Source organism: Serratia sp. AKBS12 (assembly GCF_024793895.1).
Classification (GTDB): Bacteria; Pseudomonadota; Gammaproteobacteria; order Enterobacterales; family Enterobacteriaceae; genus Serratia_F.
Window position 1 is genome coordinate 1 of the sequence record NZ_JANUSB010000009.1, and the last position, 20,395, is coordinate 20,395.

Genomic DNA, 20,395 nt, shown 5'->3' on the forward strand with positions numbered 1-20,395 from the left:
AGCGATGCATTGAGCTAACCAGTACTAATGATCCGTGAGGCTTAACCTTACAACACCGAAGGTGTTTTAGAGCGAATAATTTTCAGCGAAGTTCCGAGATTGGTTCGGGTGGTTACGAGGGTAACGGCCGGAATGAAACAGAATTTGCCTGGCGGAAAGCAACAAGCCCTACGCGCAAGCGTGGGGCTTTTTGTTTTGCCTGTTATCTAGCGTGCTGCCGGAGCATGAGTATGTGATTTGTCCGTCGGAGACGGGTGATAACGCCTCTGGCGGCGGCCCGGCAGGGGAGTCTCAGTATGAGACGAATATTGCAGACACTGCCCAGCATCAATTTAAGAAGCCCCAGGCGAAAGCATGGGGCTTTTTACATGTAAATTTCCCGATCTCTACGTGATTGGCCATTTCTATTAGCTTGTTTTCCGGTCTCTTACCGGCGATTTGACCTTTATAGCCTACGGAGCAGGGAATTGAGTACAATTACTGCTATTCCCCTACCCATTACAGGAGTAACTCATGAAGCTAGGCAACATATTCACCGGCTGCGCCACCTTTCTGGCCCTGACTTGCAGCTTGCCCGCGGTGGCGGATTCGGGGCTGTCTTGCTATGGCGCACAGGATGAACAACCGCAAGATAGGGCACAACTGGCTGAAATAACAGTCAAAAGCGCTTTCTACGATTACCGTTATCCAAGCGATTGGAATGATAATCCCAACTTAGAAAATGGCCATTTCCAACAAGGGCGCAATTACCTGGTGCCGGGCGATCGCTTGGTCGTTGGGCCAGAACAGCGGGGATATCGCTGTGGTTATTACATTAGCGCCAAAGGGAGACAAACGGCGAATTGGATAAAGGCTGATTCGGTACGGGTATTGGACAATGTAGCGCCCACAGGCTGGCAGGGATACTGGGTGAGCAATGATAGTCGCCGGCAGTTGATCGTGACTAAAAAGCGGGCCGAATATCAGTTTGTCGGAGGGGGGCAAGATCCGAGCCGCATCAGTTTTACCTTCCCGTTTACTGAGCCGGCAATTAACCAGGATGCACTTTTAGTGGCTCAGCAACCGACGGATACGCCTTGTGAGCTTAAGCTACATCGATTGGGTGAATACTTGATCATTACCAATGGTGAAAGCTGCGCTATGACGAATGCCAATCCAGACGGCGTACTGCGTAAACGTTGATTTAGGTTTTGTCCGTGCCGGTAATGAAACATTTTCACCTTACGGTTACAGGCTCGACATTACGCAGAAAAAAAGCTATCTTCGGGCATCTAGAAGTCTAAACGTATAAACGGATGTGTGAGGGGTAAGCAATGCCGATTCGTGTTCCTGATGAGTTGCCTGCAGTAAGTTTCTTGCGAAATGAGAATGTCTTTGTCATGGCATCCTCACGGGCAAAAACACAGGAAATCAGGCCATTGAAGGTGTTGATCCTTAACCTGATGCCGAAAAAGATCGAGACGGAAAACCAGTTCCTGCGGCTGCTGTCCAATTCTCCGTTGCAAATTGACATTCAGTTGTTGCGTATCGACAGTCGCGAATCAAAGAACACCCCGGCTGAGCATCTGAATAACTTCTATTGTGATTTTGAAGACATACAAAACGAAAACTTTGACGGCCTGATCGTGACCGGCGCGCCATTAGGTCTGGTCGACTTCTGTGACGTTGCCTACTGGCCCCAGATAGAACGTGTTATCGACTGGGCGAAGGACCACGTTACCTCGACGCTGTTCGTGTGCTGGGCGGTACAGGCTGCGTTAAATATCCTGTACGGCATCCCCAAGATGACGCGTGACGTAAAGCTGTCCGGAGTGTACCAGCATCAAACGCTGCAACCGCACGCGTTATTGACCCGTGGTTTTGACGAAACCTTTTTGGCGCCGCACTCACGTTATGCCGATTTCCCGACCGATATCATCCGCCAATATACCGATCTCGACATCCTGGCCGAGTCGGAGCAAACCGGCGCCTATCTGTTTGCCAGCAAGGACAAACGGCTGGCGTTTGTTACCGGTCATCCAGAATACGATGCGTTGACGCTGGCAGGAGAGTACCGTCGGGATTATGATGCCGGCCTCAACCCCACGGTTCCACTGAATTACTTCCCTGATGACAATCCTCAACTCGCACCAAAAGCTACCTGGCGTAGCCATGGGCATCTCCTGTTTTCCAATTGGCTGAACTATTTTGTTTACCAGATCACCCCGTTCGATCTGCGTCATATGAATCCGACCCTCGAATAATCTTTCTCTGATTTTGGCGGCTGAATCGAGGCCGCCTCGATGCTGGTGTTCGTCTCCCCCGTTCTGCCCCTGCCTGTTTCAATCGTTAAAATCCTTTTGTTACAACCATTTAGCTACAACCTTTCCTTGTTATGGAAGCGTTTTCCTTATGAATTTAACGCAATAACACAATTAACTTATTGATAACAAATAACTAATAAAATATTTATTTTAAAAATGGAAATCGTTTTTGATTTTTAAATTTAGTTGGTTATTCTTAGATCACACGGAACCAGATCTGACCAGTTGGCGATGGTTTATATCCGCCCTGAAGCGCACGCATTTTGGTGCATGGGTACTGGCCGATTGCCAAGGGCAAAACGGCAAGATGGGAAGGAGCACGGTAATGACACAGCAGATGGTAGGCACGGAGTTAACCTTTACACAGGCTTTTGGCGTCGCCGAGCGCCAAGTGCTGACGGATGATGCGGTTGAGTTTCTGACGGAACTGGTCAGTAAATTTACCCCGCAGCGCAACAAACTCTTGGCGGCGCGCAGCGCTTGGCAGGCTGATATCGATCGTGGGGCTCTGCCAGGATTTATTTCGGAAACCAGTTCCATTCGTGAGGGCGAGTGGACGATTCGCGGCATTCCGCCCGACTTGCGTGACCGTCGGGTAGAAATCACCGGGCCGGTTGAGCGCAAGATGGTGATCAATGCGCTGAACGCCAACGTCAAGGTATTCATGGCCGACTTTGAAGATTCGCTGGCGCCAAGCTGGGAAAAGGTCATCGATGGCCAAATCAATCTGCACGACGCGGTTAACGGCACCATTTCCTATACCAATGAAGCTGGTAAAATTTATCAACTGAAGCCAAATCCGGCGGTGCTGATTGCTCGCGTTCGTGGGCTGCATCTGCCGGAAAAACACGTGCAGTGGCATGGCGAAGCGATTCCTGGCGGTCTGTTCGACTTTGCACTCTATTTCTTCCATAACTACCGCCAGTTGCTGGCTAACGGCAGCGGCCCCTATTTTTACCTGCCGAAAACCCAATCCTGGCAAGAGGCGGCCTGGTGGAGCGAGGTTTTCAGCTTTGCCGAAGATCGTTTTGCTCTGCCACGTGGCACCATCAAGGCCACGGTGCTGATTGAAACCTTACCGGCGGTCTTCCAGATGGACGAAATCCTCTATCACCTGCGCGATCATATCGTCGGGTTGAACTGTGGCCGCTGGGATTACATCTTCAGCTATATCAAAACGTTGAAGAACCATGGCGACCGGGTGCTGCCGGATCGCCAGTCGGTGACCATGAATAAACCGTTCCTCAGCGCCTATTCTCGCCTGCTGATTAAAACCTGCCACAAGCGTGGTGCATTTGCCATGGGCGGTATGGCAGCGTTTATCCCCAGTAAGGATGCCGAGCAAAATGCCGTGGTATTGGACAAGGTGCGTGCCGACAAACAGCTGGAAGCCGACAACGGTCACGACGGCACCTGGGTGGCGCATCCCGGGCTGGCGGATACCGTCATGGCGGTGTTTAACCACGCCCTGGGCGAACGACAGAACCAGTTGGCGGTGCTGCGTGAAAATGATGCGCCGATCACCGCCGAGCAACTGCTGGAGCCCTGTGAAGGCGAGCGGACCGAAGCAGGCATGCGCGCCAACATTCGCGTGGCGGTGCAATACATTGAGGCATGGATTTCCGGTAACGGCTGCGTGCCGATTTACGGCCTGATGGAAGACGCCGCCACGGCGGAGATTTCCCGCACCTCGATCTGGCAATGGATCCACCACGAAAAAACCCTCAGCGACGGGCAACAGGTTACCAAGGCGCTGTTCCGTCAGATGTTGAAAGAAGAGATGTTAGTGATACGTGATGAAGTCGGCGAGACACGTTTTAACGCCGGCCGCTATCAAGAAGCGGCACGTCTGATGGAGCGTATCACCACGCAGGATGAATTAATCGATTTCCTGACCTTGCCCGGTTATGAGCTCTTGGCCTGAACCACTGCTGATAGTTAACCCCTACAATTCAAGGATAAAATTATGACCACCTCTCGTACCCAACAGATTCAACAGCTGGAGCAGGATTGGAAATCGGCACGCTGGCAGGGTATTACCCGCCCGTACAGTGCACAAGACGTGATCAACCTGCGTGGTTCGGTTAACCCGGCGTGTACGCTGGCGCAAAACGGTGCTGCCAAACTGTGGGAACTGCTGCACGGCAAGTCGCGCAAGGGCTACGTTAACAGCCTGGGGGCATTAACCGGCGGACAGGCGCTGCAGCAGGCCAAGGCCGGCGTCGAGGCGATTTATCTGTCGGGCTGGCAGGTAGCTGCTGACGCCAACACCGCCTCGGCGATGTATCCGGACCAGTCGCTGTACCCGGTTGATTCGGTGCCGGCGGTGGTTGAGCGCATCAATAACAGCTTCCGCCGTGCCGATCAGATCCAGTGGGCGAACAAGATCGAGCCGGGCAGCCAAGGCTATACCGATTATTTCCTGCCGATCGTTGCCGACGCGGAGGCCGGTTTTGGCGGCGTACTGAATGCGTTTGAGCTGATGAAGGCGATGATTGAAGCCGGCGCGGCCGGCGTGCATTTTGAAGATCAATTGGCGGCGGTTAAAAAATGTGGCCATATGGGCGGCAAAGTACTGGTGCCAACGCAGGAAGCGATTCAGAAACTGGTCGCGGCGCGCTTGGCGGCCGATGTACTGGGCGTACCGACGCTGCTGATCGCCCGTACCGACGCCGATGCGGCCGATCTGCTGACTTCGGACTGCGACCCGTACGACAGCCCATTCATCAGCGGTGAACGCACCGCCGAAGGTTTCTTCCGTACCTATGCCGGCATTGAGCAGGCGATCAGCCGTGGCTTGGCCTATGCGCCTTATGCCGATCTGGTGTGGTGTGAAACCTCGACGCCGGATTTGGCAGCCGCCAAGCGCTTTGCCGACGCCATCCACGCCAAATTCCCGGGCAAACTGCTGGCCTACAACTGCTCGCCGTCGTTCAACTGGAAAAAGAATCTCGACGATCAGACCATTGCCCGCTTCCAGGACGAGCTGTCGGCGATGGGCTACAAATACCAGTTCATCACGCTGGCCGGCATACACAGCATGTGGTTCAACATGTTCGATCTGGCGCATGCCTATGCGCAGGGCGAAGGCATGAAGCATTATGTCGACAAAGTGCAGCAGCCGGAATTTGATGCCGTCAGCCGCGGCTATACCTTTGCCTCGCACCAGCAGGAGGTGGGCACCGGTTACTTTGATAAGGTCACTACGGTGATCCAGGGCGGAGCCTCGTCGGTCACTGCCTTGACCGGATCGACCGAAGAGCAGCAGTTTTAGCACCGAGCCGATGGTTTGGAGCTGATAGGCATAGAGGGCCGGCATCCCGGCCCTCATCCGTTGGGGGAGCACACGATGGCGGCAAAACTGGAGTTGTTGATCGCGCAGACCATCCTGCAAGGTTTTGATGCACAATATGGTCGCTTTCTGGAAGTCACCGCCGGGGCGCAACAGCGCTTTGAGCGGGCTGACTGGCCGGCAGTGCAACAGGCGATGAAAAAACGTATCCATCTCTACGATCACCACGTGGGGTTGGTAGTGGAACAGCTGAAATGCATCACCGGGCAAAAGTACTTCGATGCGCAGTTTCCCAGCCGGGTAAAGGCGGTGTATACCGAACTGCTGCCGGATTACCCGCGTTTTGAAATCGCCGAAAGCTTCTTCAATTCGGTCTATTGCCGCCTGTTCAAACACCGTGACCTTACGCCGGATAAACTGTTTGTCTTCAGTTCGCAGCCCGAACGGCGTTTTCGCGATATTCCGCGCCCGTTGGCGCGGGACTTTATGGTCAACGACTCTCTACCGGCGATGCTGAATAATCTGTTAAGCGATTTACCGCTGCGCCTGCCGTGGGAGGATTTGCCACGCGATATTGGTTACATCACGGCGGCGTTGCAGCAGGATTTCAGCGCCGCACAGCTGTCTGGAGCGACTTTCCACATCGCCAACGAGCTGTTTTACCGCAATAAGGCGGCCTGGCTGGTAGGGAAGCTGCGCACCGCAGATGAGGTGTTCCCGTTTCTGCTGCCGATCCACCGTAGCGATGCGGGGGCGCTGTTTATCGATACCTGTCTGACCCGCAAGGAAGAGGCCAGCATCGTGTTTGGCTTCGCCCGTTCCTACTTTATGGTGTATGCCCCGCTGCCAGCGGCGATGGTGGAATGGCTGCGTGAAATTTTGCCAGGCAAGACCACCGCCGAACTGTATATGGCGATTGGTTGCCAAAAACATGGAAAAACCGAATGTTATCGCGAATATCTAACGTTTATGGCCACCTCGCAACAGCAGTTCATCATTGCGCCGGGGGTTAAGGGCATGGTGATGCTGGTATTTACCCTGCCGTCGTTCGATCGGGTATTCAAGGTGATCAAAGACCAGTTCGCCCCGCAAAAAGAGGTTACCCAGGCGCAGGTAATGGCCTGCTATCAGTTGGTGAAAGAGCACGATCGCGTTGGACGAATGGCGGATACGCAGGAGTATGAAAACTTCGTCATCGACAAGGCGCGCATCAGCCCGGAGCTGTTGGCAGAATTACAGCGCGAAGTACCGGAAAAGCTGGTAGATCTGGGTGAGCAGATCGTTATCAGACATTTGTATATGGAGCGCCGCATGACGCCGCTCAACCTGTACCTTGAGCAGGCCGGCGATCGGCAGTTGCGTGACGCGATCGAAGAATACGGTAATGCGATAAAACAGCTGGCGGCGGCCAATATTTTCCCGGGCGATATGCTGTTCAAGAATTTTGGCGTTACCCGCCATGGGCGGGTGGTGTTCTACGATTATGATGAAATCTGTTACATGACCGAAGTGAATTTCCGCGATATTCCGCCGCCGCGCTACCCGGAGGACGAATTGGCCAGCGAGCCGTGGTACAGCACCTCACCCAATGATGTGTTCCCGGAAGAATTTCGCCATTTTCTGTGCAGCGATCGGCGGATCCGTCAGGTGTTTGAGGAGTTACACGGTGATTTATTTACCGCGCAATACTGGCGTGGTTTGCAGCAGCGCATTCGTCAGGGGCACGTTGAAGACGTGTTCGCCTACCGCAAAAAGCGGCGTTTCAGCCAGCGTAGCGGCGCGGACATACCGGCAACCCCCGCGGCGGTATAAGAGCGCAGCGACCTGCGCTCTTGTTACTGCTTATGCCTGCGCGCCGGCAACGGCTGCGCGAGCCAACTCGGTAATACGCGCATAGTCACCGCTTTCCAGCGCATCGGCAGGTACCAGCCAGGAACCACCGATGCACAGCACGCTGTTCAGCGCCAGATAGTCACGGTAGTTGCCAGGTGAAATACCGCCGGTTGGGCAGAAGCGCACCTGCGGGAACGGACCGCAGATTGCCTGCAGTGCTTTCACACCACCATTGGCTTCCGCCGGGAAGAACTTGAATTCACGCAGGCCATGATCCATACCCAGCATCAGTTCAGACACGGTGCTGATGCCCGGAATCAAGGGAATGGTGCCAGCGGTTGCGGCGCTCAGCAGCTCGGCGGTCAGGCCAGGACTGATGGCGAACTGCGCGCCAGCCTCGGTCACCTGTCGTAATTGCTGCGGATTAATGACGGTGCCGGCACCGATGATGGCGTCTGGTACCGCGTCGGCGATGGCGCGAATCGCGTCGATGGCACAGGCGGTACGTAGCGTCACTTCCAGCACTCGTACGCCGCCGGCGACCAGCGCCTTTGCCAGCGGCACCGCATGCTCCAGTTTGTTGATGACAATCACCGGTACCACCGGGCCGGCGCTGAGGATCTGCTCGGCGCTCGTTTTCCAATTCTTCATTTATCAACTCTCTTCAACGTTGGGGCGGGAAACCGACGGCCGATAGCGGGGTGACGCCCCCTCGGCCGCGTTTCCTCATCGATTAAAATTTGATGCAGCAGGCACCCTGTTCCGCGCCAGAAAGCTGGCTGCGCAGTGCGCCAAACAGTTCGCGTCCACAGCCGATGTGCTCGGCGCTCAGATCTGGGCGATACGCTTCGCGCGCGGCCAGTTCGGCCGCACCAACCTGCAGTTCCAGTTCGCCGCTGCGGCCATTGACGCGGATAATGTCGCCGTTGCGTACTTTCGCCAGCATGCCGCCGGTATAGGCTTCCGGCGTTACATGGATGGCGGAGGGCACCTTGCCGGAAGCGCCGGACAGCCGACCATCGGTCACCAGTGCCACCTTGAAACCACGATCCATCAGCACGCCAAGCGGCGGCATCAGCTTGTGCAGTTCCGGCATGCCGTTGGCCTGCGGCCCCTGGAAGCGCACCACCACCACGCAATCTTTGTTCAGCAGTCCGGCTTCGAAGGCCGGAACGATGTCGTGCTGGCTTTCAAACACCACTGCCGGCGCTTCGATAATCTGGTTATCCGCTGGCACGGCCGAGGTTTTCATCACCGCGCGGCCAAGGTTGCCGGACAACACCTTGGTTCCGCCGTGGTGCTCGAACGGCTGGGCGATGCTGGCGATAACCTGAGCGTCGAGCGAACTTTCCGCACCGTCGCGCCACGCCAGACTGCCGTTGTCCAGCCAGGGTTCCTGGGTGTAACGCTCAAGGCCAAACCCGGCGACGGTGTGTACGTCACGGTGCAGCAAGCCATGCTTCAACAGTTCGCGCACCACCAGTTGCACGCCACCGGCGGCCTGGAACTGGTTGATGTCGGCCGGGCCATTGGGGTAGATGCGGCACAGCAGCGGCACGGCGTCCGACAGCTCGGAGAAATCATCCCAGTTGATGATGATGCCGGCGGCGCGCGCCATGGCCACCATGTGCATGGTCAGGTTGGTGGAGCCGCCGGTGGCCAGCAGCGAAACGATGCCGTTGACCACCACTTTTTCGTTCATCAGCTGGCCAATGGGCAGATAGTTGCCGGAGGTTTCGGTCAGGCGCGTGACCTGGCGAGCGGCAGCATCGGTCAGCGCGGCGCGTAGCGGCGTGTCCGGGTGGACAAACGAGGCGCCCGGCAGGTGCAGGCCCATTACCTCCATGATCATCTGGTTGGTATTGGCAGTGCCGTAGAAGGTACAGGTGCCAATGCTGTGGTAAGAGGCGGCTTCCGCCTCCAGCAGCGCCTGGCGGTCTGCCTTGCCTTCGGCATACAACTGGCGCACGCGGACTTTCTCTTTGTTTGGCAGGCCGCTGCTCATCGGTCCGGCGGGCACGAACACCGCAGGCAAATGGCCGAACGACAGCGCGGACATCACCAGCCCCGGAACAATCTTGTCGCAAATGCCGAGAAACAGCGCGCCATCGAACATATTATGCGACAGCCCGACCGCCGCCGACATGGCGATCACGTCCCGGCTCATCAGCGACAGTTCCATGCCATCCTGTCCCTGGGTCACACCGTCGCACATTGCCGGTACGCCACCGGCCACCTGACCGACCGCCCCGACGGCATTTAGCGCCTGTTTCAGCTTCTGCGGATAATCTTCGTAGGGCTGGTGGGCAGACAGCATATCGTTGTAGGCGGTGATGATGGCGATATCGCTGCGCACCATGTTTTTCAGCGCGTTTTTATCTTCCGGTTGGCAGGCGGCAAAGCCGTGTGCCAGGTTGCCGCAGGCCAGCTGGGCGCGATGCACGGTTTGGCTGCGGGCGGCGTCGATACGTGCCAGATAGGCAGCACGGCTGTCTTTGGAGCGTTCAATAATGCGCTGTGTTACACGGGATAGGGTTGAATTAATCATACCTTCCTCACATTGTCGTTATAGTTATCGCCAGCAATGGCGGGCCCGGTGATACCAAGGGCCAATCATGGTGTTGTTATAAGTGTGTCGAATTTAAAACGGGCTCGCCGATGTGGGCCGCCGAGCTGGGGCGCTATTTACGCGCAATCTTCCTGCGGCATGAAGCTTTGAATGTGTTGCAGGGTATCGGCAATCACCCCTTCCAGCGGTTGGTTGATATCCACCGCCATCACATCACTTTCATCAACACCCGGCTGTTCCAGCGCGTCAAACTGCGACACCAGCATCTGTGGTTTGAAGAAATGGCCTTTGCGGGCGCTGAGGCGCGCTTCGATCACCGGCAGGTCACCGTGCAGATAAATAAACGACAGGTTGCCGTTACCGGCGCGCAGGCGATCGCGATAATGCTTTTTCAGCGCCGAGCACACGATAATCGACACGTTATTGGTGCGTTGCATGGCGAACGCGGCGTCATTGAGCGCAGCCAGCCAGGGCGCGCGATCGTCGTCATTTAGCGCCATGCCGTCGGCCATTTTCATGATATTGCTGCGTGGATGCAGGAAGTCGCCATCCAGAAAGCCGGCGGAAAGTTGGCGGGCAACGGCACCGGCGACGGCAGATTTGCCACTGCCGGAAACGCCCATGATGACGTAAATACGGTTTTGATTATTGGTCATGGCTTAGCTCCAAACGCGATGGGTGTCGTTACCGTGCAATAGTGTTGTTACCGGTAACATGTTATCGGTAACATTGTCGGCGCAAGCGGCTTCGGAGGCAATCAGCTTTACCTTTTGCCGTCGTTAACTGTGATCGGAATCAAACTTTTCGTACAGGAATTACGCTGCTGGTGGCATGACGCCGTAAGGCAGTGGCGGGAGGGGCTCTTTCCCCGCAAGGTAGGTGCCGCAGGGAAAGGAGGGGAGAATTAGCGTACGCCGCCGTAGGCCAGGCTGATCTCTTTTGCAGCGTGGATCACCAGCGCGCCCAGTTCGATAACGCGGTTATCGGTAATGCGCGACACCGGCCCGGAAATGGAGATCGCCGCGAACGCTTCGCGATGCTCATCAAAAATACAGGCCGCAACGCAACGTAGTCCAAGCGCATGTTCTTCATCATCAAAGGAAAACCCCTGCTTGCGGATTTGCGCCAGCCCTTCCTTCAGGTTATGCGGCGTCAGGGTATGCGGGGTATAGGTCTGCATGCCCTTTTGGTGCAACAGCCGGGTGACCTGTTCGTCGGACAGAGTGGCGAGAAACGCTTTACCTGCGCCGGATGCGTGCATCGGCAATTTACCGCCGATGGGTGCCGACATGCGCATCAACGCGGTACATTGCACCTGATCGATAATAATCGCCTGATATTCACTGGTATCCAGCACCGCCAGATTGACGGTTTCGCCGGACTCCTCCATCAGACGGCGCAGCGTCGGGTGCACCATCGCCAGCAGGTTGCGGCTTTGCAGGAAGCTGCTGCCGACCACAAACGCATGTGAGCCAATAGTCCACAGGCCCAGATCGCCCACCTGGCGTACGAAGCCTTGCTGCTGCATGGTGGACAACAGCCGGTGGGTGGTTGAATTCGGCAGGCCCGCCTGCTGAGCCAGATCGGTCAGCGCGACGTTACCCTGCGCTTCGGCGATGTATTCCAGCAACTTCAGGCCGCGGGTCAGCGATTGCACCTGTCCGGTGGCGCTGCTGGCAGTTGCAGCGGTGGCGCGCGGTTTTTTGCCGCGTTTGGCGGGAACGGGTGTGGCCATGTTCAAGCTTCCTTTTTCCGTATCATGGAATTCATTTTCGTTTTTTGAGTATGAATTGCAATACGCGATTGCGCTCATCGGATGTGTTAAACAGCGATCCTGAAAAACTCTCAATTGGCGCTGCCCCCGCAGCCCCGCTTTACTGTGCTAGGATGGTTCGTTTTTAGAACGATTGGCTGATGGCATTACAGGCTCGGTAGGTTTCACGTTGCAGCAAGGCGCAGCCCGAACAATAAAGCCCATCGTGGGCGAACAACGACGCGCAGCTGGCGCCGGCGAGGCGTGGAACGGCGAGGGGAGAAGGGGTTACAGTGACGAATCGAGTAGAACAACTGCGCCAGCAGCTTGCGCAGCGCATTTTGGTGCTGGACGGCGGTATGGGCACCATGATCCAGAGCTATGGGCTGTTGGAAGAAGACTATCGCGGCGAACGTTTTGCCGACTGGCAGAGCGATCTGAAAGGCAACAACGACCTGCTGGTGTTGACCAAGCCGGAAATCATTACCGCCATACATGACGGCTACCTGGCCGCCGGCGCCGATATTCTCGAAACCAACACCTTTAACGCCACGCCGATCGCCATGGCCGATTACCATATGGAATCGCTGTCAGCCGAAATCAACTATCAGGCTGCCTGCCTGGCGCGCACCTGCGCCGATGCGTGGACGGCGCGAACGCCGCAACGGCCGCGCTACGTGGCCGGGGTGCTCGGTCCCACCAACCGCACCGCGTCCATTTCACCGAACGTCAACGATCCGGCTTTCCGTAATGTGTCGTTTGATGAGCTGGTCGCCGCCTACCGCGAATCCACCCGCGCTCTGGTGGCCGGCGGTGTCGATCTGATCATGATCGAAACCATCTTTGATACCCTGAACGCCAAAGCCGCCGCGTTTGCCGTTGAAACCGAATTCGAGGCGCTGGGGGTGACGCTGCCGATCATGATTTCCGGCACCATCACCGATGCCTCTGGCCGTACGCTCTCCGGCCAGACCACCGAAGCGTTCTACAACTCGCTGCGCCACGTCAAACCGCTATCCTTTGGCCTCAACTGCGCGCTGGGGCCGGACGAACTGCGCCAGTACGTGGCGGAGCTGGCGCGAATTAGTGAAAGTTACGTTACCGCACACCCCAACGCCGGCCTGCCGAACGCCTTTGGCGAATACGATCTCGATGCCGAAGAAATGGCGAAGCAGGTAGCCGAATGGGCGCATGCCGGTTTCCTGAATATTATCGGCGGTTGCTGCGGCACCACGCCGGCGCATATTGCGGCGATGGCCAAGGCGGTCGAGGGCGTGCCGCCGCGCCGACTGCCGGATATCCCGGTTGCCTGCCGGCTTTCCGGCCTGGAGCCGCTGAACATCGACGCCAAATCGTTATTCGTCAACGTCGGTGAGCGCACCAACGTCACCGGTTCAGCACGCTTCAAACGCTTGATCAAAGAAGAAAAGTATAACGAAGCGCTGGACGTGGCGCGTCAGCAGGTGGAGAGCGGCGCGCAGATCATCGACATCAATATGGACGAGGGCATGCTTGACGCCGAAGCGGCGATGGTGCGTTTCCTCAATCTGATTGCCGGCGAGCCGGACATCGCCCGTGTGCCAATCATGATCGACTCCTCCAAATGGCAGGTGATAGAACAAGGCCTGAAGTGCATTCAGGGCAAAGGCATCGTCAACTCGATTTCAATGAAAGAGGGTGAAGAGGCGTTTATTCACCACGCCAAACTGGTGCGTCGCTACGGCGCAGCGGTGGTGGTGATGGCGTTTGACGAGGTTGGCCAGGCGGATACCCGCGAACGCAAGTTCGACATTTGCCGCCGCGCCTATAAGATCCTGACCGAACGCGTTGGCTTCCCGCCGGAAGACATCATCTTTGATCCCAACATTTTCGCCGTGGCGACCGGTATCGACGAGCATAACAACTATGCCGTCGACTTTATCGAAGCCTGTGCCGACATTAAAACCCACCTGCCGCATGCGATGATCTCCGGCGGTGTTTCCAACGTGTCGTTCTCGTTCCGTGGCAACGATCCGGTGCGCGAAGCGATCCACGCGGTGTTTCTCTATCACGCCATCCGCAACGGCATGGATATGGGCATCGTCAACGCCGGCCAGTTGGCGATTTACGACGACCTGTCCGCCGAGTTGCGCGACGCGGTGGAGGATGTGGTGCTCAACCGCCGGCCGGACGGTACTGAACGCCTGCTGGAGCTGGCGGAAAAATACCGTGGCAGCAAAGACAGCGAGGCCGCGGTTCAGCAGGCGGAATGGCGCGGCTGGCCGGTGGCCAAACGGCTGGAATACTCGCTGGTGAAAGGCATCACCGAATTTATCGAACTGGATACCGAAGAGGCGCGCCAGCAGGCAGACCGGCCGATTGAGGTAATCGAAGGGCCGCTGATGGCCGGCATGAACGTGGTTGGCGACCTGTTCGGTGAAGGTAAAATGTTCCTGCCGCAGGTGGTGAAGTCTGCGCGGGTGATGAAGCAGGCGGTCGCCTATCTGGAACCGTACATTCAGGCCAGCAAGCAGCAGGGCAGCAGTGCCGGCAAGATCCTGCTGGCGACGGTGAAAGGGGACGTACACGACATCGGCAAAAATATCGTCGGTGTGGTACTGCAGTGCAACAACTATGAAATCATCGATCTCGGCGTAATGGTACCGACTGATAAAATTCTTAAGACGGCGCGCGAAGAGAACGTCGATATTATTGGCCTGTCGGGGCTAATCACGCCCTCGCTGGACGAAATGGTCAACGTGGCGAAAGAAATGGAGCGTCAGGGCTTCACGCTGCCGCTGCTGATTGGCGGCGCCACCACCTCCAAAGCCCATACTGCGGTGAAAATAGAACAGAACTACAGCGGGTCGACCACCTATGTGCAAAACGCCTCGCGCACCGTTGGCGTGGTGTCGGCGCTGCTGTCGGACACTCAGCGCGACGCGTTTGTCGCCCGGACGCGTAAAGAGTATGAAACCGTGCGCATCCAGCATGGGCGTAAAAAACCGCGAACCCCGCCGGTCAGCCTGGAGAAGGCGCGCGCCAACGCCATGGTGCTCGATTGGGACAACTACAGCCCGCCGGTGCCACGACAATTGGGCGTGTTCCCGGTGGAGGCCGATATTGCCACGCTGCGTCCTTACATCGACTGGACGCCATTCTTCATGACCTGGTCGCTGGCGGGCAAATACCCGCGCATTCTGCAAGACGAGGTTGTGGGCGAAGAAGCCAAACGCCTGTTCGACGACGCCAATCAGATGCTGGACATGCTGGCGGCCAAGCGTAGCCTGAATCCGCGCGGCGTCTACGGTCTGTTCCCGGCGAACCGCGTGGGCGATGACGTGGAAGTCTATCGCGATGAACGGCGCGACGAGGTGCTGGTGGTCAGCCGCCACTTACGTCAGCAGACTGAAAAAACCGATTTCCCCAACTACTGCCTGGCGGATTTCGTTGCGCCGAAAAGCAGCGGCAAGGCCGATTACTTTGGCGCGTTTGCCGTGACCGGCGGGCTGGAAGAGGACGATCTGGCGGCGGCCTACGACGCGCAGCACGATGACTACAACAAAATCATGGTAAAGGCGCTGTCAGACCGTCTGGCCGAGGCATTCGCCGAGTATCTGCATGAACAGGTACGCAAGCTGCACTGGGGTTTTGCGGCCGACGAAAACCTCAGCAATGAAGAGCTGATCCGCGAAAATTATCAGGGCATCCGCCCGGCGCCGGGATATCCGGCCTGCCCGGAGCACACCGAGAAGGCCGAAATCTGGCAACTGTTGGACGTTAACCGCCATACCGGTATGGTGCTGACCGAATCCTTCGCCATGTGGCCTGGGGCGGCGGTGTCCGGGTGGTACTTCAGCCATCCGCAAAGCAAATATTTCGCCGTGGCGCAGATCCAGCGCGATCAGGTCGAAGATTACGCGGCGCGCAAAGGCATGAGCGTCAGCGAGGTTGAGCGCTGGCTGGCCCCAAATCTGGGATACGATGCCGATTGATTTGCAGCCAGCAGGCTGAAAGTTACAGGGGAACAACGTGTCTATCGACGAACTGTTAAAGCTGCATCCGGTGATCGCAGCGGTAAAAGATAATGAAAGCCTACAGGTTGCGGTGAAGTCGGATTGCCAGATCATCTCGGTGCTGTATGGCAACATCTGCAATATTGGCCGTATTGTGCAGCAGGTAAAAGAGGCGGGTAAATATGCCTTTGTGCATGTCGATTTGCTGGAAGGTAGCTCCAACAAGGAGATCGTGATCAATTTCCTGAAGATTGTCACGGCGGCGGATGGCATTATCAGCACCAAGGCTTCAATGGTGAAGGCAGCTCGTCAGCAAGGTTTCTATACCATTCACCGGTTGTTTATCATGGATTCGATCTCTTTCCACAATATTGACAAGCAGGTCGCGCAGTCGACGCCGGACTGCATCGAAATCCTGCCGGGCTGTATGCCCAAGGTGCTCGGTTGGGTGGCAGAAAAGATCAATCTGCCGATCATTGCTGGCGGTCTGGTGTGCGATGAGGATGATGCTCAAACCGCGCTGAATGCCGGGGCCATCGCCGTAGCCACCACCAATCACGAAGTCTGGAAGTTGAAGTTGTAATCAAGGGGGCACCGTACGTGGGTGCCCTCGCTCTTTTTAGTCGACCAATGGGCTGAGTGCCTGTAACAGCGGATCCAGATGTTTGTTCACCTGCTGATACACCTGCTGGTTCAGCTGATGGTAGAACCGGTGGTTATCCATGTTCGGTGTAAAACTGTCCCCCATTCGCACCAGTTTCTGCGCAGCCTGTTCGTAATCGCTAAAGACGTTCACGGCCATCCCGGCATTGATGGCGCAGCCAACCGCCGCCGAACCTTTCATCACGTTACGGCTGGTAGGGATGCCAAATACATCGGCAAAGATCTGCATAAACAGATCGCTGTTGGCCCCGCCGCCAGAAATGATCAGGTGCTTGAACGGGGTTTCCAGCTCCAACGCCATCTTGTCCATATGGTTCTTCATGGTGAAGGCAATACCCTCCAGCACCGACCGGTACATATGGGCGCGGGTGTGGCGGCCATCGAAACCGATCATCGCTCCTTTACGGAACTCCGCTTCTGATGGTGGTGCCCAGTCGTGTACGGTGATCAGGCCTTCACAACCCGCAGGGACGCGTTCTGCCTCCTGATTCAACAACTCCTCAATGCTGGTCCCGGCATCTTGGGCATCTGCCAGCGCGGCCGCGCCAAACTGATCGCGGAACCAGCTGATGGTCCACATACCGCGGCGCACCCCCATGCATTCATACAGGTAACGCCCGGGGATCGAGGCCTGGAACGGCCAGAAGTTTTGTGCGTCCTTCACGTTGGCATGGCCGTGGACCATGGCACCAATATAGGTACCAAGGGAGAGCAACGCCACGCCTTCATCCAGCGAGCCGGCGCCCAACGCCTCAACCGCTTTGTCATGTGCGGTAGCGACCACAGGAATACCAGCGGGTATGCCAAGCTGCTGGGCGACCTGTGGGGTAATATGACCGAGGATCTCACCTGGTTTCACCACGTCCAGCACCATGTCGCGCGTCAGGTTGCAACTTTGCCACGCGGCGGGATCGGTGCTCCAGTCCAGCGTATCGTTGTCCATCGGCCACCAGCCAATGTAGTTGGCACAGGTATCTTTGAACTCGCCGGTCAGGCGATGGGTGATGTAGCCCGACGTGGTCGTCACATAGCGTACGCCTTGATAGGCATCGATGTATTCATAGGGTTTGTTCAGACGCTTGTCCATCCAGTTGATCACCGGATAGGCAAGTTCACCGTTGTCCTGCAACAATACCCGGCAGCAGCGTACGATACAGATACCCATCGCCAGAATATCCTGCGGTTTACCACCCCGCTCGTCGAAACGCTGCATGACACGGCGGAAGGCGACCTTCAGTGAGTCCCATAGATCATCATCTGGATGTTCTGCCAGCAGCGGGGCCGGAATATCCATCTTGCGTAGCTGCTGTTTCCCTTCGCAAATTGCGTTGCCGTCCAGATCAAAAATCACTACCTTGGCGCTTTGCGTGCCTACGTCCACACCCATCAGATACTTGCTCTTCATATCGCAACTCCTTGAGATAATTATTCGGTGACCGGCCGTATCGTTGTGTTTTTGGCGCCGGCGCGCCTGATGTTATTAGATAGCAGGAAGGTGAACACGACGACCAGACAGGTAGCACCTAATCCCATCAGCCACATGTTGTGATAGGCCTCGGCGGCGGGCAGGGTATCCTGCCAATGGCCGATAATCGGGTAAACAAACACATCGGGCAGGAAACCGATCACCGAACAGATCCCCACGGTGGTACCCATAATGTATTTTGGCGTTCTGGCTTCGCCGATACAGGCGAAATACAGCCCGCGTGAGGCGTAACAGGTGAAGGCCAGTAACAGGATCAGGCCAATCCCCACGGCCACAGAAGTTGGGCTCTGGTTGGTGATCAGCAATATAACCAGAGTGGCAATACTCACTAGCGCCAGTAACTGAATGGCCCGCGTCGGTGATTTCAGCCGGGTGTAGGTAGTGATGAGCCCACCGAGTGGCCCGCACATGGCCCGGAAGATTTTGTTGATCACGATCCCCATATAGCTGGCGGCGACCAGGGTCATACCGTACATTTCGGTCAGGTAATTGGTGGAGTAACTGAGGATGGCGTAGATGGTATAGACGCCAAAGATGATCATGCTGCAATACCAAGTGGTGCTGATTTTGAGTACGGAGAGAATATCCCCCAGGCTGAATTTATGCGCTTTCTCGGTCTCGTCACTGCTGACAAAGCCATCGGTGACAAAGTACCAGCAGAGGATCCCCAGCAGGATATACACGCTACTGTAGATCAGGATCACCGTTTTCAGGCTATTGGGGTTTTCCGGCGCGAACAGTGAGAAAATCCACATGGTGAAGACAGCCAATGCCATCACGCCAACGCCGCGTAGCCCTTCCATCCAACCCATGATTTTACCCTGTTCCTCATGGTTGCCGAGCAGCGAAGCGGCCTTGATAGAGACCGACCACAACAGCAGGATAGTGGTGACTGCGAAAGCAACCTGGATCAGGATCATTACCCAGAACGGAGGGTAAACCGCCATCAGCAACCCCAGCAAGCCGGTGGCGAGCATCGCGAAGGTCATCATCTTTCTATGAGAGAATTTATCGGCAATGATCCCGCTAGGAGCATACAGAATAATCGCGGTGATGCCGAAGGTACTCATGATGAGGCCGATTTCGGTATTGGAGAACCCCATAAACTTGGCCATCGGGATTTGATAAATATAGCGTAGATAGGCGAGATCGAAACTTACTCCGCCGCTGATACTTATTATTGCCAGCGTTAACCAACGGTGGGGATTGTTTTTTTCCATGGTGAGGTTCCGCATAAATACACCCATTAATTGTTGATTTAACCGTTATTGGGTACATCGCTTTAAACAAAAAAAAGAGAAAAGCAGGCTTCCCGCAGTGCAGGAAGTTACTTTTCTCTTCGTCTCTTTCAGTAACTGCGTTAATAAATAACACGGCAAGCTGTAATTCATCTGTGAGAGTTATCACAAAACCGCGGCAGAGCCATCAGGTTAGATCCCAATCGTGCAGTAACCCACCGTATTAAGCGGCAATGAATAAGTAACATCGTAGCTTGATCTTAAGCCAGTTCGTCAAAAAATGAATTTGTGATTGTCATCACGGAATAATCGGGAGTGAATGTGTTACTTTTTTTTCAGTTACTAGAGACGATGAGAAAAGTAACTTCTCTGCCAAGCGCAGGGGAGGTTGCTTTTCTCTTTTTTTTTGCATTTTTTCCAGACCAAGGGGCAGCATCATGTCAACAAACGCGTTAAATGAATTCTCATTAGATTTCTTCTCGCTAAAAGGCAAAACCGCTATTGTCACCGGCGGTAACAGTGGTCTGGGGCAGGCATTTGCCATGGCGTTGGCCAAGGCCGGCGCCAATCTGTTCATCCCAAGCTTTATCATGGATAAGGGGCAAACCCGCGAAATGATTGAGCAGCAAGGGGTTAAAGTTGAGTTCATGCAGGTGGATATCACGGAAAAAGGCGCGCCTGCCAGAGTGATTGCCCAGTGCCTGGAAGCCTTTGGTTCGGTGGATATTCTGGTGAACAACGCCGGTATCTGCAAGCTGAATAAGGTGCTGGACTTTGGCCGTGAAGACTGGGATCCGATGATAGATATTAACCTGACCGCCGCTTTTGAATTGAGCTATGAAGCGGCAAAAATCATGATCCCGAATAAACAGGGGAAAATAATCAATATCTGTTCTCTGTTCTCTTATCTGGGCGGACAATGGTCACCGGCTTATTCGGCTACGAAACATGCGTTGGCGGGTTTTACCAAAGCCTATTGTGACGAGTTGGGACAATATAATATTCAGGTAAACGGTATTGCTCCGGGCTATTATGCGACAGACATTACGGTAGAAACACGTAAAAACCCAGAAACCAATAAGCGCGTGCTTGACCATATTCCAGCCAATCGCTGGGGTGAAACGCAAGATTTAATGGGTGCAATGGTGTTTTTAGCCAGTCGTGCATCTGATTATGTTAATGGTCATTTATTGGTAGTCGATGGGGGGTATTTGGTTCGCTAAATTAATGAGGGGTTCCTTTTAATTTTACTTAAGCTCATTT

At 55.6% G+C, this 20,395-nt stretch carries 15 protein-coding genes; 8 read left to right on the forward strand and 7 right to left on the reverse strand.

The annotated features are described in order from the left end of the window. Positions 1–513 precede the first annotated feature (513 nt). From NYE85_RS06390 to aceK, 5 genes are all read left to right on the forward strand, one after another. Complete coding sequence (locus tag NYE85_RS06390; protein WP_259003826.1) at positions 514–1,182, forward strand: hypothetical protein; 669 nt, start codon at positions 514–516, stop codon at positions 1,180–1,182. Between the two features lie 131 nt (positions 1,183–1,313). After that, entirely contained in the window at positions 1,314–2,243 is a 930-nt protein-coding gene (gene metA, locus NYE85_RS06395) for a homoserine O-succinyltransferase (protein ID WP_259003828.1), read from the forward strand. Between the two features lie 385 nt (positions 2,244–2,628). After that, positions 2,629–4,227, forward strand: coding sequence for a malate synthase A (aceB, locus tag NYE85_RS06400; RefSeq protein WP_259003829.1), 1,599 nt, complete (start codon positions 2,629–2,631; stop codon positions 4,225–4,227). 42 nt (positions 4,228–4,269) lie between these two features. After that, a complete protein-coding gene (gene aceA / locus NYE85_RS06405; protein ID WP_259003830.1) occupies positions 4,270–5,577 on the forward strand; it encodes an isocitrate lyase in 1,308 nt (435 codons plus the stop codon). A 75-nt stretch (positions 5,578–5,652) separates the two neighbouring features. Continuing rightward, on the forward strand, positions 5,653–7,407 hold the full coding sequence (gene aceK / locus NYE85_RS06410; protein ID WP_259003831.1) for a bifunctional isocitrate dehydrogenase kinase/phosphatase: 1,755 nt from the start codon (positions 5,653–5,655) through the stop codon (positions 7,405–7,407). 30 nt (positions 7,408–7,437) lie between these two features. Here aceK and NYE85_RS06415 read toward each other — a convergent pair whose 3' ends face one another. The 4 genes from NYE85_RS06415 to iclR all read right to left on the reverse strand — a co-directional run bounded on the left by NYE85_RS06415 (position 7,438) and on the right by iclR (position 11,732). After that, on the reverse strand, positions 7,438–8,079 hold the full coding sequence (locus tag NYE85_RS06415; RefSeq protein ID WP_259003832.1) for a bifunctional 4-hydroxy-2-oxoglutarate aldolase/2-dehydro-3-deoxy-phosphogluconate aldolase: 642 nt from the start codon (positions 8,077–8,079) through the stop codon (positions 7,438–7,440). Positions 8,080–8,161: 82 nt separating this feature from the next. Further along, positions 8,162–9,976, reverse strand: a complete 1,815-nt coding sequence (edd, locus tag NYE85_RS06420; RefSeq protein WP_259003833.1) for a phosphogluconate dehydratase — start codon at positions 9,974–9,976, stop codon at positions 8,162–8,164. Between the two features lie 137 nt (positions 9,977–10,113). Next, positions 10,114–10,653 carry a gluconokinase gene (gene gntK, locus NYE85_RS06425; RefSeq protein WP_259003834.1) on the reverse strand — a complete coding sequence of 180 codons (540 nt, stop codon included), beginning with the start codon at positions 10,651–10,653 and terminating at the stop codon, positions 10,114–10,116. Between the two features lie 248 nt (positions 10,654–10,901). After that, positions 10,902–11,732, reverse strand: coding sequence for a glyoxylate bypass operon transcriptional repressor IclR (gene iclR / locus NYE85_RS06430; RefSeq protein WP_259003836.1), 831 nt, complete (start codon positions 11,730–11,732; stop codon positions 10,902–10,904). Positions 11,733–12,043: 311 nt separating this feature from the next. Between iclR and metH the strand changes: the two genes are divergently transcribed. Then, a complete protein-coding gene (gene metH, locus NYE85_RS06435) occupies positions 12,044–15,724 on the forward strand; it encodes a methionine synthase (RefSeq protein ID WP_259003838.1) in 3,681 nt (1,226 codons plus the stop codon). 37 nt (positions 15,725–15,761) lie between these two features. Continuing rightward, a complete protein-coding gene (locus tag NYE85_RS06440) occupies positions 15,762–16,328 on the forward strand; it encodes a glycerol-3-phosphate responsive antiterminator (RefSeq protein ID WP_259003839.1) in 567 nt (188 codons plus the stop codon). Between the two features lie 36 nt (positions 16,329–16,364). On the opposite strand, the gene NYE85_RS06445 is transcribed toward NYE85_RS06440, so the two are convergent. The 3 genes from NYE85_RS06445 to NYE85_RS06455 all read right to left on the reverse strand — a co-directional run bounded on the left by NYE85_RS06445 (position 16,365) and on the right by NYE85_RS06455 (position 19,688). Then, complete coding sequence (locus NYE85_RS06445) at positions 16,365–17,813, reverse strand: FGGY-family carbohydrate kinase (RefSeq protein WP_259003841.1); 1,449 nt, start codon at positions 17,811–17,813, stop codon at positions 16,365–16,367. Between the two features lie 20 nt (positions 17,814–17,833). Beyond that, on the reverse strand, positions 17,834–19,114 hold the full coding sequence (locus NYE85_RS06450) for a nitrate/nitrite transporter (protein WP_259003842.1): 1,281 nt from the start codon (positions 19,112–19,114) through the stop codon (positions 17,834–17,836). Between the two features lie 316 nt (positions 19,115–19,430). Further along, entirely contained in the window at positions 19,431–19,688 is a 258-nt protein-coding gene (locus NYE85_RS06455) for a hypothetical protein (protein WP_259004157.1), read from the reverse strand. On the opposite strand from NYE85_RS06455, the gene NYE85_RS06460 reads away from it, so the two are divergent. Then, complete coding sequence (locus tag NYE85_RS06460; RefSeq protein WP_259003843.1) at positions 19,570–20,355, forward strand: SDR family oxidoreductase; 786 nt, start codon at positions 19,570–19,572, stop codon at positions 20,353–20,355. The genes NYE85_RS06455 and NYE85_RS06460 overlap by 119 nt on opposite strands. Positions 20,356–20,395 lie beyond the last annotated feature (40 nt).

Excerpts from the sequence above, each read along its gene's own strand:
- NYE85_RS06390 (WP_259003826.1), top strand. The coding sequence starts at position 514 with ATGAAGCTAGGCAACATATTCACCGGCTGCGCCACCTTTCTGGCCCTG.
- metA (WP_259003828.1), top strand. The coding sequence starts at position 1,314 with ATGCCGATTCGTGTTCCTGATGAGTTGCCTGCAGTAAGTTTCTTGCGA.
- aceB (WP_259003829.1), top strand. The coding sequence starts at position 2,629 with ATGACACAGCAGATGGTAGGCACGGAGTTAACCTTTACACAGGCTTTT.
- aceA (WP_259003830.1), top strand. The coding sequence starts at position 4,270 with ATGACCACCTCTCGTACCCAACAGATTCAACAGCTGGAGCAGGATTGG.
- aceK (WP_259003831.1), top strand. The coding sequence starts at position 5,653 with ATGGCGGCAAAACTGGAGTTGTTGATCGCGCAGACCATCCTGCAAGGT.
- NYE85_RS06415 (WP_259003832.1), bottom strand. The coding sequence starts at position 8,079 with ATGAAGAATTGGAAAACGAGCGCCGAGCAGATCCTCAGCGCCGGCCCG.
- edd (WP_259003833.1), bottom strand. The coding sequence starts at position 9,976 with ATGATTAATTCAACCCTATCCCGTGTAACACAGCGCATTATTGAACGC.
- gntK (WP_259003834.1), bottom strand. The coding sequence starts at position 10,653 with ATGACCAATAATCAAAACCGTATTTACGTCATCATGGGCGTTTCCGGC.
- iclR (WP_259003836.1), bottom strand. The coding sequence starts at position 11,732 with ATGGCCACACCCGTTCCCGCCAAACGCGGCAAAAAACCGCGCGCCACC.
- NYE85_RS06445 (WP_259003841.1), bottom strand. The coding sequence starts at position 17,813 with ATGAAGAGCAAGTATCTGATGGGTGTGGACGTAGGCACGCAAAGCGCC.
- NYE85_RS06450 (WP_259003842.1), bottom strand. The coding sequence starts at position 19,114 with ATGGAAAAAAACAATCCCCACCGTTGGTTAACGCTGGCAATAATAAGT.
- NYE85_RS06460 (WP_259003843.1), top strand. The coding sequence starts at position 19,570 with ATGTCAACAAACGCGTTAAATGAATTCTCATTAGATTTCTTCTCGCTA.